Below are 16,940 nucleotides of genomic sequence, written 5' to 3'. Positions count from 1 at the left end.
GTGAATTCCACTTTCTGACCATCTGTCAGCGTTTTAAACCCATCGCCCTTGATAGCACTGAAGTGAACGAAAACGTCTGGGCCGCCTTCACGCTCGATGAAGCCAAAGCCTTTGGATTCGTTAAACCACTTTACGGTACCGGTTACTGTCGACATACTTTTTTACCTTTAATTTCGCCGCCGCCTTATTTGTCTGCCGTGCGTTTTACGCCTTGGAGATCAGTGTTGGCTAAGCGGTTTGTAGAGTACTTACACCGGATGACGACTTTACCTACTCTCTTATGCTTGCTATCACGCGGATGATGCGAGTCTGAAAAACACACAGCCAAATGACGACAGAGGAGATTGTCCCCGGCCTTCAATGGTGCAGGAAATAGACGAGCGCAGAATCTGCGAGAGCGTAAGGTAAGATTTCGTGTTCAACAACGTCTGTACTTTTCGTTCTTGTGTCGGTGTCCGGATAAACCTGCTGCTCAAGGCAGCACCCCAAGTGTAGCACTACCCGGCGCATTGCGCTTGCGGCAATAGGGCAATGATTCAAGGCGCTGAGAGGCACTATTTAACAGGTAAAATCTTCATCATGTTGGTGCCCCCCGCGGTACCCATAACTTCGCCCCGGGTCATGAGCAGGGCATCGCCTTTTGAGAGCAGGTCATTGTCGCGAAGATACTCAATGGCGCGCAGTTCTATATCTTCCTGTTCAAAGGATTCCGCATCGAAGTAAAGGGGAATGACTCCCCGGCAAAGGCTGAGCTTAGAGAGCGTACTGGGTTTGTCGGACAGGGCGAAGATAGGCAGTCCTGAGCTCAGGCGCGACATGAGCAGCGGTGTGGTGCCTGACTCCGTGAGGCAGGCAATGCCGCGGACATTGCTGTAGTGGTTTGCCGCATAGATCGCCGACATGGCGATGGTTTCCTGAGCGCTCTCAAACTGGCGTTCCAGCCGGTAGCGGGAGGTTCGGGCCACCGGGTGTCGCTCGGCGCCCAGGGCCGCGTCTGCCATGGCCTTGACCACTTCTACGGGGTATTCACCCACAGCGGTTTCTGCCGAGAGCATCACCGCATCGGTGCCATCGAGCACCGCGTTAGCGACATCAAAGACTTCGGCGCGGGTCGGCATGGAGCTGCTGATCATGGACTCCATCATCTGCGTGGCGGTGATTACCAGACGGTCTCTCCGTCGTGCCCGGGAGATGAGGTCCTTTTGTATGCCGATAAGTTCCGCATCGCCGACCTCAACGCCCAGGTCTCCCCGGGCCACCATAACGCCGTCCGATGCGCCGAGAACCCCGTTGAGGATATCGTCGTCAGCCACCACTTCGGCGCGTTCGATCTTGGCAATCACCGCGACGGAAAGACGCTGCGCTGCGAGCAATGCCTTCGCGTGTTCAATATCTTCAAGGCTGGACACAAAGGAGATGGCAACGTAATCCGGCGCGATGCGGCCAAGACCCGCGATGTCGTCGATATCCTTTTCTGTGAGGGCCGGAGCCGCGATGCCCCCACCCAGTCGATTGATACCTTTCTTTGATCCCAGCTTTCCACCCACGGTAACCGTGCAGTCCACGGCGGCTTCTTCAACGTCGTCGACGCGCAGCCGGATACGACCATCGTCCAGCAGGAGGATGTCGCCCTGCTCCAGACTGTCGAGCATGGGCAGGTAGCTGAAGCTGACGCCCCGCTGGTCACCCTCATCATCACCCAGTTGGCTGTCCAGCCGGAACCGGTCACCCACGCTGAGCTTGATGGTCCCGGCGCTGAAGCTGCTGATGCGAATTTTCGGTCCCTGGAGATCAGCGAGTATTCCCACGTAGCGGCCATGGACGGCGGACTGTTTGCGGATGCGATCGGCGACCGCGGCATGCTGGTCCACACTGCCGTGGCTGAAGTTAAGGCGAAACACGTCCACGCCGGCCTCCAGCAAGCGACCGATGGCGTCGGCGCTCTCACTGGCAGGGCCGATGGTGGCCACGATTTTTGTGCGTCGATTTACCTTGGTGGTCACGTGATGTTCTGCCCTGTTCTCATTTGTAAGGCTTTGCGTTGCTTGCCCGGAAGTCCCTGGGTAACCAGCGCGTAGGAGTTGTCGATCATGCGCTCCATCTCGCCCCGGGGAATGCTGCCATCGAGGAGTACGGTGTTCCAGTGTCGTTTGTTCATGTGATATCCCGGAACCACGGCCTCAAAAATGTCCCGGAGCATGATTGCTTCGTCCGGATCGCACTTGAGATTTGTGCGCGCGACACCGTTTTCGGTGCCCAAAGTGGCAAACATTTTGTTCAATACCTTAAAGACAGCGACGCCAGGGCCAAAGGGGTAGTCTTCCCAGGATTCCGGACGGTTCAGCAGATATCTGCGCGCGTCATCGTAGTTCAAAGCTTTTGCCTCCGACAGTTCAAAACTGCAGATTTCTGACCGATATGATGAACGTTCAGACCGGGTCTTACTATTCTGAGCAGATCACCGTGATGGTTGGGCTGTGAATTCTTCGCTGAGCGCGCGACTGCGATCCGGAAAATCACTGAACACCCCGTCCACCTGCAAATCCTGAAAGAACACCCGATGAAGCTGCTCAAAACTCTCTATACCCGGGGGCAGCTGGTCGGCCCGGAAGGTATAGGGATGAACAAGCAGGCCCCGCTGCCGCGCCCGGCTCGCCAGATCCGTCAGTTGTGGCTCGCCTTGATGGTCGACACCGGTGTAAAGCTGCATGAGCCAGGGACCGATGCCGTCCGCATATTCTGCGACGGTACTGAGTCCTTCGTCACTTCGCATAGCGTCGAAGTCCACGGTCCCGCTGTCATCCCAGGCGTTCTCCGCGATCAATTGAATCAGAGGTAATACGGTTTTGTGCTTATACTTCAGCTGACGCAGGGCCTCGGGCTCAAAGCTTTGCAGAAACACCAGATCCCGCTGCTCCGCCCAGCCCCCGTCGCTAAGCACCTTCATGACCGCTGCTGGCAGATCGTGGCCCTCGCGGTGATGAAATGCGCTGCCCTTCATTTCAACGTAGATCCCTGCGCGGTGATCGCTGCTGCGGTTCAGTCCGTCAATGAGGGCAATTTCTTCAGCCAGCGTGGGCACGCCGGACAGCCCCTTCATTGCGGGAAAGCGCTCGGGAAACACCGCCTTGTCGTCTGCGCCCCGCCGCTCGTGAGCGCGAAGCTGGCGAATTTCCGCCAGGGTGAAATCGATGGCATAAAAGCGCCCATCTTCCCGTGCCCGATGCGGAAATACGGTGGCCACGTCGGTCGTGGAGTCCAGGTGAATGTCGTGGAGCACGATGGGCACACCGTCTGCGGTGAGCACCACATCCTGCTCGATAAAATCCGCTTTCAGGGCATGGGCCATGGCCTTCGCAGGCAGGGTGTGTTCGGGAAGGTAGGCACTGGCGCCGCGGTGGGCGATGATAATCGGGCGTTCGGTGGCCAAGGTCATCTCTCCCTGGGTCAAAACGCAGAGCAACCCGCAGAGCGGGCCAACGCGCCGTAGCAAACGGCGAAACCGTGGGCGGGTGTCTGCTGGCCGCCGCACGGTCTGGCCGGGAGCTCCGTTTTCGGGTCTTCCCAGGTTCTTACTTCTTCACCTGCATCTTGATGGTCTGTTCTGTCGCCGAGTTGTAGGGCGGCAGCATGCCCCCCAGCTTGCCGATGTTAAAGCGAGACTGGCGGTAAACAGACTTGGCGTGGCTGAAGGTTTTGAAGCCGTCATGGCCGTGATAAGACCCCATGCCGCTGGGACCCACACCGCCAAAGGGCAGCTCTTCCTGCATGATGTGCATGATGACGTCATTCACGGTGACGCCACCGGAGGTGGTGCGCTTGAGCACGGCCTCTTCTTCGTCTTTGTTCTTGCCAAAGTAGTACGCACCCAGGGGCCGGGGATGGGCGTTAACGTAGTCGATGGTCTCGGAGAAGTCCTTGTAGGTGCGGATCGGCAGCAGCGGGCCAAAGATCTCTTCTTCCATCACCTTGCTGTCTTCCGGGGGATTGACCACCAGCGTCGGGGGAATCTTGAAAGTCCCTTCCTGGGTCGAAAAATCCTCATTGGCGGGATTGATGGGTGTGGCAGTGATGCCGCGCTCTGCCGCATCCGCCAGGTAGCCGTTCAAACGCTGGAAATGGCGCTCGTTGACGATGGAGGTGTACTCGGGGTTATCCAGAAGTTTGGGGTACATTTCCTCGGTGACGGCCTTGAGGGTTTCCACCACTTCGCTCAAACGCTCTTCGGGAACCATGAGGTAATCCGGTGCCAGGCAGATCTGCCCTGCATTAAGCGTTTTGCCCAGCATAATGCGCTGCGCGGCCATCTGCAGGTCCACATCCCGGGAGATAATCACCGGTGATTTGCCACCAAGCTCCAGGGTCACGGGTACCAGGTTTCGGGCGGCGGCCGCCATGATGTGCCGGGCGATGCTGGTGGCGCCGGTGAAAATCATGTGATCAAAGGGCAGACCGGAGAATGCCTGACCCACTTCCGGGCCACCGGTGAAGATAGCTACTTCTTTTTCGTCCCAGGCTTCGGCTACCATTTCGGCCATGACTGCCGAGGTGGCCGGTGTAAATTCCGAGGGCTTGATCATGGCGCGGTTGCCCGCCGCCAAAATGCCTGCCAGGGGACCAAAGGTCAGGTTTACCGGGAAGTTCCAGGGAGAAATCACACCGACAACGCCCAGGGGTTGATATTCAATAGAGGAGCGACCACCAAGAAGGTTGAGAGGGAACATCGTGGGGCGTTTTTCCGGACGCATCCACTTCTCGAGATGTTTCATGCAATGCTTCATGGGCGTGATCGACGCGGCCACATCGGTGAGAAGGGTGACCTCCCGGGCACGACAGCTGAAATCCGTATTCAGCGCGTCGATCATTTTGTCCTGGTATTTGACGCACACATCAATACCGCGCTGAAGGCGATCCCGGCGGGTCGCGGCACTGACGCCACCCTCGGCAATGTAGTCGCTGCGCTGAGCTTCCAGAGTGCTCTGCATGAGCATTTCTGCATCGGCGACATTTGTCGCAGTCTGCGGTGCGTTCATGGTTATTCTCCGTTAATCGTTATCTGTTGTAGCGCAACATTATAGTCGGAATGCGCAATTTTTGACCAATTTTAAGCCCGGGAGTTACACGGTGCTGCGCCGCCGGAGCAGGGCGAGTGTCCTTCCTTTGCAGAGCATGGAAGCACTGACTTCCCTATGCCGCCTTGCTATGCGCAGAGCGCGATGCTAGAAAGCGCCGATGTCTGAAAGCAGTCCACAGGATACCCGCACGCCATCGCCGCCCTTTGGCTATGCGAGGCTCTGTACTCTGAGTCCGGAAGAGCAGTTGGCCGCCGTGGCAAAGTTTCACGCCCACCAGATCCGGCCCAACCGCATCGCCTACCGCCTGGGCGTGGATATTGCCGTGGTGGAGGCGTTGATTGCCGGGGAACTTGAGCCAGAGCGTTTTGCGGCCGCCGTGGCATCTAATCGCAAGCAGCGCTACCGCGATCGCATGCGCGATTCCACAGAGCGCCGGGGCACCGGGCGCTACGAACTTCAGCAACAGATAGAAAAGGATTTTCAACACGAACTGGCTATCTCGGCGCCGCCGGGCTCCTGAGCCAAAACCAATAACCCACGGAGAAACTTATGAATTTGTCGAGAGCATTGCTCCCCGTATTGGCATTGGCTGCCTCGTTGTTAGTCAGCTCCCCGGGACACGCCGCCCATCACGAGAAGGCGGACAGCGAAGGTGCGGAGATGCCGGCGCTGCTTCATAGCGAGAGCACCGGCTCCGTGCGTATCGACGGGAAGACTATTGAATACACGGCGACCGCCGGCACCCTCGAAATGAAAGATGACAACGGCAAGGCCATTGCGCACTTTGGCTATACCGCCTACGTCCGCAAGGGCGGTGACAAGAAAACCCGGCCCATCATGTTTGCCTACAACGGTGGCCCCGGTTCCGCGTCCATGTGGCTTCACATGGGTATTCTCGGTCCCCAGCGCACCCAGGTGGAGGATCTTGAGTTCAACACCAAAGGCCCCTTCACCCGGGTGAACAACGAGTTTTCGGTGCTGGATAAGGCTGATCTGGTCATGATCGACCCCGTGGGCACGGGATTCTCGCGCCCGGTGGGTGATGCCAAGGGCGAAGATTTCTGGGGCGTGGATAACGATATCGAGTCCGTCTCCAACTTTATCGCCCGTTACGTATCAGACAACGGTCGCTGGCAGTCACCCAAGTATCTGCTGGGTGAAAGCTATGGCGGGGTTCGTTCCGGCGGTGTTGCCTACACCCTGCTGACCCGTCACAGCATGGCACTTAACGGCGTCATCCTGGTGTCGCCCTACATGGATTTTATTGCCGGCAACGCCTACACGGAAAACGATCTCCCTTTTGTTAATTACTTCAGCACCTACGCGGCGACCGCCTGGTTCCATGAGGCTATCGACGATCGCCCGGACGACCTCATCGCCTTTATCGCTGAGGCCGACGCATTTGCCCGTGGCGACTACGCCGCGCTGCTCCTCAAGGGACACAGCGCCACGGCTGAGGAGCGCAACGCGGTGTTGGCTGAGATGGAGCGGTTTACCGGCATCAGTGCCGAGTACTGGGATCGCGCCAACCTGCGTATCAACGAGCAGCGTTTCGCCAAGGAGCTCCTGCGTGACCGGCGCAAGACCGTCGGTCGCATCGACGCTCGCTTCATGGGCGACGGTATCGAGCATAATGCGGAGACCTTCCGCTACGATCCTTTCTTCCCTTCCGTGGGTCCCGCCTTCCTCGCTACCTTTAACGATTACTATCGTGAGGCCCTGGGGGTGAAAACAGACCGACGTTACGTGGGCTCAGCGGGGCTCTATCGCGATTGGGATCAGGCGCATAAGCGGCCCGGTGGTGGCGAAGCGCCCGTGCCCAACACCGCAGTGGATCTGGCTCATGCGATGACGCAAAACCCGCACATGCGTGTGCTGGTGCAGCAGGGTCTCTACGATCTGGCTACGCCCTACGGGGCAACCAAGTACTTTTTGGATCACATCAATCTGCCGCCGGCGCTGCGCGACAATCTCAGTCTGGAACTCTATGAGGCGGGCCACATGATGTATCTCCACCCCGCATCCATGAGCAAGTTTCGTAAAGATCTGGCAGGGTTTATCGCCGAATAAATTACCCAGGGCAGCGGCTTTTCGGGATAAACCCCTGGGAGGCCGCCTAGCCCCCGCAGATTTTCCGGAATCCCGCTGCGGTGAAGGGAATCATGTGGTCGTAAGCGGCCTGGAAATCTGCACTGTGGCACTGCCCGTTTGAGAGTTTGTCGATACGGCCGGTGTTCGCGAGGGTCAGCGTCAACGCGCCGGAAAGGTTGTGAAAACACCAGTAAATGTCGGCTTCGCTCGCTTTGGGCAGCGCTTTCTTCAATGCCGCAATGAAATCCTGCACCAGCCCGTCAAACAGCGATGACATCATGCGCGGTCCCCAGTAGGGCGAATTGTTGATATACGCGATGAGAGCGAGGTAGTGACGCCAGCCTTCGTCGCCGGTCTCCTGGGCGATCTCCAGAGGCCGCAGAAAAGCTTCGATAATCTGCTCAACGCTGGGCCCTTTGGCGCCCGATGACTCCTGGCAGGCATGGAGCGCTTCCAGTCGCGCGCTATTGAGTAACTGGGCGCGGCGATTGAAAACGGCCTTGAAGAGCTCCAGTTTTTTTCCGAAGTGATAATTCGCCAGAGCGACATCCACATCGGCGCTGGTGGCGATGCGCCTGAGGGTGACGCCGTCGTAACCGTGTTCAGCAAACAGCTCTTCCGCGGCATCCAGTATCCGGTCTCGCTTTGGCACGCTCGCTTTTTTAGGCATGGCGACTCCCTGTACCCGGCAGTGGTCTGTAGGACGTGTGTCCCAGCTACTCGCCAGAGATTGCCTTGTATATTCAACACTTGTTGAATAGTCTGTCAGAAATCATCGGGAAATAACAACAATGTCTGCCGAGTTCTTTAAGTATGCCCTAACTTTCGGATACGTCGCTCTGGTGTACTGGCTGTCCTACGTTGGTATGCGACGCACGCGGGACGTCGAAGGTTTTGCGATCGGCAACAAGGACATGAGTCCTTACCTGGTGGGTATCACCCTTGCGGCCTCCATATCGTCCACGGCGACTTTTGTCATCAATCCCGGCTTTGTCTACGAGCACGGGCTTTCCGCCTATCTGCACTTTGGCGTTGCGGGCTCCCTGGGCATTCTCAGTGCTTTTCTCGTGCTGGCCCGGGGTTTTCTGCGCCTGGGGGAGGCGGGCAGTGCCCTTACCATTCCCCAGTGGATTTACTACCGCTACAACCATCGTGGCTTTAGTCTTTTTTTTGCTTTCATCAATCTGCTGTCCATCACGTTTGTGGTGCTGATCCTCGTGGGCTGCAGTCTGCTGATGACGGGACTGTTTCCCATGGAGCAGAAAACTGCCCTGGTGCTGGTGCTCCTGTTTGTTTTTTCCTATGTGCTCATGGGCGGCACCTACGCCCATGCCTACACCAACACACTCCAGGGAATCATGATGCTGGCGGTTACCGTGGTGCTGTTCTTGCAGGGCTTTAAGTACTTTGCCGGTGACCCCGCTGCGGCATTACAAGCCGTGGGCGAGGACTATGCCCGGGCATTCAATCAAAGCAGCAGCCTGTATTTCAGCTTCTTTTCGGTGTTTGTGAGCGGCTTTGTGGTGACCTTCGCCCTGATGCTGCAACCGCATATTCTCACCAAGGTGCTCTATCTGCGCAGCGAAAAGGATGTGGGAAAGTTCATCGCGACCACGGCTGTGGTGGGCAGCCTCTTTACCCTCATGCTCATGCTGGGTTTTTACGCCCGTCTCGCAGGTCTCGAGATCGACGCCCAGGACACGGTTGTCCGGGAGTATCTGCTCCATGAGTTCGCAAGCTCCGCCTGGGGTGAATACGTACTGGTGTTTATCTTCCTCACCCTCCTTGCCGCCGGCATGAGCACCCTGGACGGGATCCTTGTGGCGCTGTCGGCGATGGTGGTCAATGACATCGTGAAGCCCCTGGCAGGAGAGAGCAGTAACGGGCTCGTACTCTCGCGCTGGGTATTGATTGCGGTGGGCATTGTGGGTGTTCTACTGGCCTGGAATCCCCCACCCCTCATCGGCCTGTTTGCACAGAAAGGGGTCTATGGCCTCGCGGCCGCATCCCTGGTGCCCGTGCTCTTTGGTGTACTTGTGCGCCGGCATATTCCTCTGTGGGTAGTGGCGGGCGCCGCCGCCCTTGGACTCGGGCTCCACCTGTTTTTCAACCTGATTGTGGGTATCGCGAACCCGGCGATCTCTGCGACCTACGGGATTTTTGCCTCGTTAATCTTTGGCCTGGGGGGCCTGGCGCTGACCCGCGGCGAAGCACGGCACGGTGAGGGCGAGGTGTAAAATTTACATCTTGACACTTCAACAACCGTTGAATACGCTAAATGGCATTCAACGGTTGTTGAATTTCTGAGATTGAAAAAACGTGCCGCGACACACGGCACTCAAATAACTTATAACGTTACAGGTGTCCGCCATGCCGTATAGAAATACTGCTCGTAAACCCCTTTTTGCTGCCACAACTATTGCTTCCCTGTTGCTGTCGGCTACCGCATCCCCCTTGGTATCCGCGCAATCCGAAGAGCCGAGCCTCGCGCTGGAAGAGGTACTGGTGACCGCAAGACGCCGTGCGGAGAACCTTCAGGACGTGCCTATTGCGGTCACTTCACTCAGCGGTGACGCACTGCGTCTGGCGGGGTCTCAGGACATCACGGAGCTCGCACAGTCCGTGCCCAGTGTCACCCTGGAGCCGTCCCGGGCCACCAACACAACGCTCACCGCGTTTATCCGGGGCGTAGGACAGCAGGATCCCCTCGCCGGCTTTGAGCAGGGTGTGGCCCTCTATCTCGACGATGTTTATCTCGCCAGACCCCAGGGCGCTTTGCTGGATATCTACGACGTGGAACGCATCGAGGTGCTTCGCGGCCCCCAGGGCACACTCTACGGCCGTAATGCGGTGGGTGGTGCGATCAAATACGTTACCCGTCGTCTGTCTGATGAGGTCGAGGCCAGCGTGCGCGCTTCCTACGGTACCTATAATCAGGCGGACCTCGTGGGCACCGTGTCCGTGCCGGTCACGGATACCTTCCGTGTGGGTGCAACGGTTGCTTCTTTTAATCGCGACGGCTTTGGTGACAATCTGTTCACCGGCGGTGAGCAGTACGACAAGGATGTTTTCGGTTATCGCCTGTCTGCGGAGTGGGAGCCCAACCCGGACCTCCTGATTCGTCTGGCCTATGACAATACCGATGATCAGTCATCGGCGGTAGCCGGCTGGCGGCCCTATCCGGGAGCTGTCAGCGGCACCCCCTCACCGAGCAGCGTGTTCGATACCAACGCTGGCGCCAGTGTATTACCCACCACCGCCGGTATTAACGGCAACAACCAGGTCGAGGCCGAGGGTTGGTCTGCCTCCGTCGACTGGAACGTGAGCGACACCATCACCCTGCGCTCTATCACTGCGGGCCGGGAGGACTTTACGGAGTCGGTGATCGACTTTGACAGCCTCGCCTCTCCGGACTTCGATGCCCCGGTAATCTATGACAATGAACAGTTCAGCCAGGAGCTCCAGCTGCTGTGGAATACGGATCGTTGGAACCTCGTACTGGGTTATTACTATCTGGATGCGGAAGCTTCCAATGATTTTGATGTGGTACTCGGACTGCTGGCGCCCGGTGGTCTTACGGCCTACACGGGCGGCGTGGTCGAGACAGAGTCCTGGTCCCTGTTCGGTGATCTAAGCTACGAGCTGACGGATCGCTGGTCTCTATCCGTCGGTGGTCGTTACACCGAAGATGAGCGTCGCGCAGATATTTTCCGCGGCACCTACCTGGGAACTGGCTCGCCGTTCTTTGGGAACGACAGCGCCATTTTGTTCGCGGCAACCAGCGACTATGAAGCCGAAAGGACCTACTACGACTTCTCTCCCCGGGCTAATTTGAGCTACGCCCTCACCGATGAGATAAAGATCTACGGAGGCTACAGCCAGGGCTGGAAAGCCGGTAGCTTCGACCCCCGGGGTGCTAACTTTGCAACACCCGCGGTGGAGCAGGGTTTCGACCCCGAGGAACTGGATTCCTGGGAGTTGGGTCTTAAATCCACCTGGTGGGATGGTCGGGCAATCACCAACGTCGCCCTGTTTTACAGCGACTATCAGGACATGCAGATTCCTGGTTCCGTCGGGGTGGACAGTGACGGCGATGGCGTCAACGACAGCTTCGTCGGTACGGTGACTAACGCGGGGCAATCAGAGATTTCCGGCATCGAGATTGAGGGCAACCTGCTCTTTACTGAAAACTTCAGCATGCAGTTCTCCGCAAGTTTCCTGGATGCGTCCTTCAAGGAATATCTGGTGGGAGGCGTTGATGTCTCTGATGATCGGGACATACAAAACACGCCGGAAGAAATGGTGTTCGTGGGACTGAACTACAACACGGATCTGGCCGGTGGCAATCTGCTCATCAATACCAACTACTCCTACAAGGGTGATGTGCAGCAGTTTGAAATTGCCTCGCAGGACATTGATCAGGAAGCCTATGGTCTGGTCAACGCAAGCATAGTCTGGACCAGTGGGGATGATCACTGGCTGGTAGGCCTCTACGGCAAAAACCTCACGGACGAGGAATACCGTACGGCGGGCTACTGCTTTGGTACCAGCGGCTGTCCGTCATCTCTGGGACTTGAGAACAACACCACGGTCTTCTTCGGCCCACCCACAACGGGTTACGTGACGGTCGAGTACCGATTCCAGTAAACATTTGCCTGCGCCGTCTTCACGGGCGGCGCGGGATTTTTTCTGGAGTATGTTGTGATGCGTGAATTTCCTGCACCCGCTCCCCTGTTGCCCGAGATTCTTGCACTTCACGGGCGATGGCGATCCGAGCGTCCGGCCGTTGTAGCGGGCGATACGCGAAAATCCTGGCGCGAGTTTGTCGGCGACAATCACCGCTTTGCTCATGGGCTTCTAGCGGCCGGCGTGCAGGCCGGCGACCGGGTCGGTGTCTTCATGGGTAACGGCTATCCCATGCTCACCGCCTTGTTTGGCACCTTGGCATCGGGCGCTGTATCCGTACCCCTGAATACCTCGGTATCCGATGACGCCATCGTTGCCATGCTGGGCGATGCGGGTATCCGGGCACTGATTGTCAGCGACGGATACCGAGCGCGGTTTGACCGGCTGTTGCCAAAACTGCCGGGGGGCATTTTATGTGTCAGTGACGTCGAGGCACCCGGCTGGCTGTCCTTAGACAGTATCAGCGCGCGGCAGCCGGAGTCTCTGCCCGTTGTGCCCCTCGCTCACGATTCACCGCTGAACATTATCTACAGCTCGGGGACCACCGGGCTGCCCAAGGGGATTTTGCATTCCCACGGTGGTCGTAGGGACTGGGCTTATGACCTGTCCATCGCGCTGCGTTATCACGGCGGTGCGCGGACTCTGCTGACCATCGGTCTGTATTCAAACATCTCCTGGGTGGCGATGCTGTGTACCGTGTTGGCGGGGGGCACTCTGGTCGTGCATCCCCGGTTTGACGCAACGGCTTTTCTACAAACCGTGGAGTCTGAGGCCATCACCCACACGGCCATGGTGCCCATACAGTTTCAGCGCGTATTGGAAGCACAGGCTGCCTCGCCCCATGACCTGTCGAGCATGCATGCCATGATGAGCTGTGGGTCACCGCTCCACGAGGGCCTGAAGCGCGCACTGTTTGAGACCTTCCCCTGCGGCATCATCGAGCTCTATGGTTTAACCGAGGGGATTATCACTACCCTGGACCCCGAAGATGCCGAGGGACGCTGGTCTTCCGTGGGTAAACCACTGGTAGGCACGGACATCCGCATTGTCGGCGACGATGACAAGCCCTGCACTGATGGTGAGGCCGGAGAAATCGTGTCCCGCGGCAGAATCACCATGCCCGGCTACTGGCAACGGGAAGACGCCAACGCCGATGCCCGTTATGTGGATGAAGAAGGTCAGGTCTGGCTGCGGTCCGGCGATATAGGCCACCTTGATAGCCAGGGCTTCCTCTTTATCATAGACCGCAAGAAAGACATGATTCTCTCCGGCGGGCAGAACATTTATCCCCAGGATATCGAAGCGCTGCTGGTTACCCATGAGGATGTTACGGACGTCGCGGTCATCGGTGCCACCAGTGAGCGCTGGGGTGAAACCCCCATTGCCCTGGTGGTGATGCGCAGTGAAGCGATGACCATGGCCACGCTGTTGGATTGGGCCAACCAGCGCCTGGGTAAGCAGCAGCGGCTGGCCGCGTGCATTGCGGTCAAGGAGTTGCCGCGCAATCCCAATGGCAAGATACTCAAGCGTGAACTTCGAACGCAGTATGGAGACAAGCGCTATGCCTGAGGATCTCACAAACGCTAGCTACAAGGACGTCTGGTACGAGAGTGCCGATGGACTGCGACTTTATGCCCGGGACTATCCGGGGCCCGAGGATTCCAGTCTGTTGCCGGTATTGTGCATGCACGGTCTTACGCGAAACTCCGCGGACTTTGAGTGGATTGCGGCGCATCTGGCTAGAACCCGACGGGTAATCAGTGTTGATCAGCGCGGTCGAGGTCTGTCCGAGTACGACAGCAACCCCGCCAACTACACACCGGCTACCTATGTGGACGATATGTTTATTCTCCTGGATAAGCTGAAACTGGAAAATATGCTGGTGATCGGCACCTCCATGGGCGGACTCATGGCGATGCTCATGGCAAACATGCAGCCAGCGCGCTTTGCAGGGGTGGTATTTAACGATATCGGTCCAGAGCTGGATCCCGTCGGTCTTGATCGCATTAAAAACTACGTAGGTAAACATCGAGAGATTCGCAGCTGGGACGATGCCGTGGCCCAGACCCGGGAGATTAACGAAACTGCCTTTCCTCTCTACACCGATGAGGAGTGGTTGCGCTTCACAAAAGGACTGTATCGAGAGGTAGACGGCGTGCCGCAGATTGCCCACGACCCCGCCATCGCCCAGGCGGTACTGGAGGCGGATGCCAATGCTGTGCCGCCGGATCTATGGCCCCTGTTTACCAATATGGCGGCCATGCCCATGCTGTTGACCCGCGGTGCGATCACCGATTTGCTGGCGCTGGATTGCGTAGAGAAAATGCAGGAGATCGCGCCGGACCTTGAGGTGGTGAATGTTCCCGATCGCGGCCACGCCCCCATGCTCGATGAGTCGGTTGCGGTGGCGGCTATCGATGACTTCTTTGCCCGGGTGGACCCCTCCTGATTCGAGGCTGAGCGCACACCCGTCACTGTGCCTTGAGCGGCGGTCCTGCTAGAGTGCTGGCCCACGGAGTAGGAGCGGTCATGCGAAGAATTATCGTCGGTATCAGTGGTGCCTCGGGGATTGTTATGGGCCTGCGGGCGCTGCAAATGCTCAGGGAAGTTGGTGTAGAGTCTCACCTGGTGATGAGTAAGTCTGCAGAGCTGACCCTCCATCACGAGCTCGATATGAGTGCTGAAGAACTCAAGTCCCACGCTGACGTGGTGTATCCCGTCAAGAATGTGGGTGCTGCCATCGCCAGCGGATCCTTTATTACCGATGGCATGCTTATCGCGCCCTGTTCGGTGCGCACCATGTCGGAAATTGCCACTGGCGTAACGTCGACCCTGCTTACCCGCGCCGCCGATGTGGTGCTCAAGGAGCGCCGCCGTCTGGTGCTCATGGTGCGCGAAACGCCACTGCATACCGGGCACCTGCGAACCATGACCGCGCTCTCGGAAATGGGGGCGGTTATTGCTCCTCCGGTGCCGGCGTTTTACACCGGTATTGAGAGTCTTGAAGAATCGGTCACCCAGAGCGTCGGTCGCAGTCTGGATCTTTTTGGCATCAGCGATACCTCCATCAGCCGCTGGCAGGGCTGAGCCATTAATCCGTCGGATGCCAAACCGGACTTCCGGCGTCACGGATTCCTGCTGTTCGCGGTAGTACTCCTGGACATGATCGGCTTTGGCATCGTGATTCCGATCTTGCCGTTTTTGTCGCCACGCCTTGGCGCCAGTGATTTTGATATCGCCATGATTATTGCCAGCTATGCCATCTGCGCGGGCGTGGCCGGTCCCTGGTGGGGCAAGCTCTCCGATCATATCGGTCGCAAACCGGTGTTGATGATCTGCACCACCGGTGCGGCCCTGGCCTATTTACTGCTGGCTTCGGCCCAAAGCTTGACCATGATTTTTGTGGCCCGGGCTTTTGCCGGGTTGATGGCGGGAAACTTCGGCGTTGCCTCGGCCATGATGGCGGACATCACACCCCCGGCCGACCGGGCCCGGGGTATGGGGATGATTGGCGCGTCCTTCGGGCTGGGACTGGTGCTTGGACCGGTACTGGGCGGGTTGCTGTCGGGGCCCGAGGGGAGTTTTGTTGTGCCCTGTCTGACCGCGGCGGTGATGTCGGTGCTTGCGGTCATTGCCGCGTGGTTCTTTCTCCCGGAGTCCCATCATCGCGACAAGAGTCAGTCGCGAACCCGTGATAGCAAGCTGTCCTTGTGGACCGTGCTGCGAGGAACCCAAAGTCGCTTGCTCATGTTGCAGTACGTTTGGCACACCGCCAGCGTCAGTGCAGCGACCTATTTGTTTCCCCTGTGGGTTTACGCGTTGCTGAACTGGAGCGCCCGGGAGGTCGGTATTGTTTTTGGTGTGCAGGGCGCGCTCATGGCGCTGACTCAGGGTCTGCTAATGGGACCGCTGGTCAAACTGCTGGGAGAGCTTCGGCTGTTGCGCGTCTGCGTCAGCGCTTTCTTTGTGGGCCTGCTCTTGGCGGTGTTTGCCGATGGCGCCGTGAGCATGGTGGGCTCGGTGCTGGTGGCTTTGACCGGCGCAACGCTGTGCATGCCGGTGCTCAACTCCTTCGCCAGTCAGCGCGCCATACCGGAGCTCCGGGGACGGATGATGGGCGCAACCAGCGCTGCTGCTGCCTGGGGGCGGGTGCTCGGTCCTCTTCTTGCCGGTGCCTTGCTGACCGTCGGCGGGTTCCGCCTTGCCTGGTCGCTGCCCCTGGGCATGGTGGCCCTGTACTGGCTGTGGGCCTTCAGTCGTTGGCCCAAGCGCCCGGTACCCATTTTTGATCCCCACATTAAATCCTAGTTAAAGGAGCCCCGAATGATTGATTCGCTATTTGATTTGAGCGGTAAGATTGCTTTGGTATCCGGCGCGAGCCGTGGCATTGGAGAGTCCGTTGCGCGACTCCTCGCTACCCATGGTGCTCACGTGATTGTCTCCAGTCGCAAGGCGGAGGACTGCCAGGCGGTGGCAGATTCCATTATCCAGGAAGGCGGCAAGGCCGAAGCTTTCCCCTGTCACGTGGGCCGCATGGAGGACATCACTGCGATTTTTGCGCATATCCGCAGCGAGCATGGCCGCCTGGATATCTGCGTGAACAACGCGGCGACCAACCCTTACTTTGGTCACGTTCTCGATACGGATCTCGGGGCGTTCAACAAGACCGTTGAAGTGAATATCCGCGGTTACTTTTTTATGTCGGTAGAGGCGGGAAAACTTATGCGCGAAACCGGCGGCGGTGCCATCGTCAATACCGCCTCCATCAATGCCCTGCAGCCGGGACCCATGCAGGGCATTTATTCCATCACCAAGGCGGCGGTGGTGAGCATGACCAAATCTTTTGCGAAGGAATGTGCCCCCCTGGGTATCCGCTGTAATGCGTTACTGCCTGGACTGACAAAAACCAAGTTCGCCGGCGCCCTTTTTGAGCACGAGGACATTTACAAAGCCGCCATGGAGAAAATCCCCATGGGGCGACACGCCGAGCCGGAGGAGATGGCTGGCACTGTTTTATATCTTGTCTCTGATGCCAGCAGCTACACCAACGGCGAGTGCATTGTGGTGGACGGCGGTCTGACGCTGTAG

Annotated in this window: 15 protein-coding genes; 9 read left to right on the top strand and 6 right to left on the bottom strand. The window is 58.1% G+C overall.

Annotated features, from left to right (window positions below; all coding sequences use genetic code 11):
• From ACTG3T_RS04335 to ACTG3T_RS04315, 5 genes are all read right to left on the bottom strand, one after another.
• Positions 1-155: cold-shock protein (locus ACTG3T_RS04335; protein ID WP_439101039.1), on the bottom strand; the 155-nt coding region annotated here is incomplete at its 3' end.
• Between the two features lie 399 nt (positions 156-554).
• Positions 555-2,003 carry a pyruvate kinase gene (gene pyk, locus ACTG3T_RS04330; protein ID WP_439101037.1) on the bottom strand — a complete coding sequence of 483 codons (1,449 nt, stop codon included), beginning with the start codon at positions 2,001-2,003 and terminating at the stop codon, positions 555-557.
• Positions 2,000-2,374, bottom strand: coding sequence for an MmcQ/YjbR family DNA-binding protein (locus ACTG3T_RS04325; RefSeq protein WP_439101036.1), 375 nt, complete (start codon positions 2,372-2,374; stop codon positions 2,000-2,002). Before ACTG3T_RS04325 ends, pyk begins: the two co-directional genes overlap by 4 nt.
• Positions 2,375-2,458: 84 nt before the next feature.
• Positions 2,459-3,532: a glycerophosphodiester phosphodiesterase gene (gene glpQ, locus ACTG3T_RS04320; RefSeq protein WP_439101035.1), complete on the bottom strand. Its 1,074-nt coding sequence runs from the start codon at positions 3,530-3,532 to the stop codon at positions 2,459-2,461.
• 40 nt (positions 3,533-3,572) lie between these two features.
• Positions 3,573-5,033 (bottom strand): coniferyl aldehyde dehydrogenase, encoded by a 1,461-nt coding sequence (locus ACTG3T_RS04315; protein WP_439101034.1) that lies wholly within the window; start codon positions 5,031-5,033, stop codon positions 3,573-3,575.
• A gap of 199 nt (positions 5,034-5,232) precedes the next feature.
• Here ACTG3T_RS04315 and ACTG3T_RS04310 point away from each other — a divergent pair, with 199 nt between their 5' ends.
• Entirely contained in the window at positions 5,233-5,595 is a 363-nt protein-coding gene (locus tag ACTG3T_RS04310; RefSeq protein WP_439101033.1) for a hypothetical protein, read from the top strand.
• A 29-nt stretch (positions 5,596-5,624) separates the two neighbouring features.
• On the top strand, positions 5,625-7,145 hold the full coding sequence (locus ACTG3T_RS04305) for a S10 family peptidase (RefSeq protein WP_439101032.1): 1,521 nt from the start codon (positions 5,625-5,627) through the stop codon (positions 7,143-7,145).
• Between the two features lie 46 nt (positions 7,146-7,191).
• On the opposite strand, the gene ACTG3T_RS04300 is transcribed toward ACTG3T_RS04305, so the two are convergent.
• Positions 7,192-7,836, bottom strand: coding sequence for a TetR/AcrR family transcriptional regulator (locus tag ACTG3T_RS04300; RefSeq protein ID WP_439101031.1), 645 nt, complete (start codon positions 7,834-7,836; stop codon positions 7,192-7,194).
• Between the two features lie 121 nt (positions 7,837-7,957).
• Here ACTG3T_RS04300 and ACTG3T_RS04295 point away from each other — a divergent pair, with 121 nt between their 5' ends.
• The 7 genes from ACTG3T_RS04295 to ACTG3T_RS04265 all read left to right on the top strand — a co-directional run bounded on the left by ACTG3T_RS04295 (position 7,958) and on the right by ACTG3T_RS04265 (position 16,940).
• Complete coding sequence (locus tag ACTG3T_RS04295; protein ID WP_439101030.1) at positions 7,958-9,403, top strand: sodium:solute symporter family transporter; 1,446 nt, start codon at positions 7,958-7,960, stop codon at positions 9,401-9,403.
• A gap of 133 nt (positions 9,404-9,536) precedes the next feature.
• Complete coding sequence (locus ACTG3T_RS04290) at positions 9,537-11,813, top strand: TonB-dependent receptor (protein ID WP_439101029.1); 2,277 nt, start codon at positions 9,537-9,539, stop codon at positions 11,811-11,813.
• Between the two features lie 57 nt (positions 11,814-11,870).
• Positions 11,871-13,421 carry a class I adenylate-forming enzyme family protein gene (locus tag ACTG3T_RS04285; RefSeq protein ID WP_439101028.1) on the top strand — a complete coding sequence of 517 codons (1,551 nt, stop codon included), beginning with the start codon at positions 11,871-11,873 and terminating at the stop codon, positions 13,419-13,421.
• A complete protein-coding gene (locus tag ACTG3T_RS04280) occupies positions 13,414-14,301 on the top strand; it encodes an alpha/beta fold hydrolase (RefSeq protein WP_439101027.1) in 888 nt (295 codons plus the stop codon). The genes ACTG3T_RS04285 and ACTG3T_RS04280 overlap by 8 nt, the downstream gene beginning before the upstream one ends.
• A gap of 80 nt (positions 14,302-14,381) precedes the next feature.
• Complete coding sequence (locus ACTG3T_RS04275; RefSeq protein WP_439101026.1) at positions 14,382-14,939, top strand: UbiX family flavin prenyltransferase; 558 nt, start codon at positions 14,382-14,384, stop codon at positions 14,937-14,939.
• Between the two features lie 3 nt (positions 14,940-14,942).
• Positions 14,943-16,160: an MFS transporter gene (locus ACTG3T_RS04270; protein ID WP_439101038.1), complete on the top strand. Its 1,218-nt coding sequence runs from the start codon at positions 14,943-14,945 to the stop codon at positions 16,158-16,160.
• Between the two features lie 15 nt (positions 16,161-16,175).
• On the top strand, positions 16,176-16,940 hold the full coding sequence (locus ACTG3T_RS04265) for an SDR family oxidoreductase (protein ID WP_439101025.1): 765 nt from the start codon (positions 16,176-16,178) through the stop codon (positions 16,938-16,940).

Source organism: Congregibacter sp. (genome assembly GCF_965660375.1).
GTDB lineage: Bacteria > Pseudomonadota > Gammaproteobacteria > Pseudomonadales > Halieaceae > Congregibacter.
Note: the sequence above shows the minus strand (reverse complement) of the source record. Positions and strands in the feature narration are given on the sequence as shown.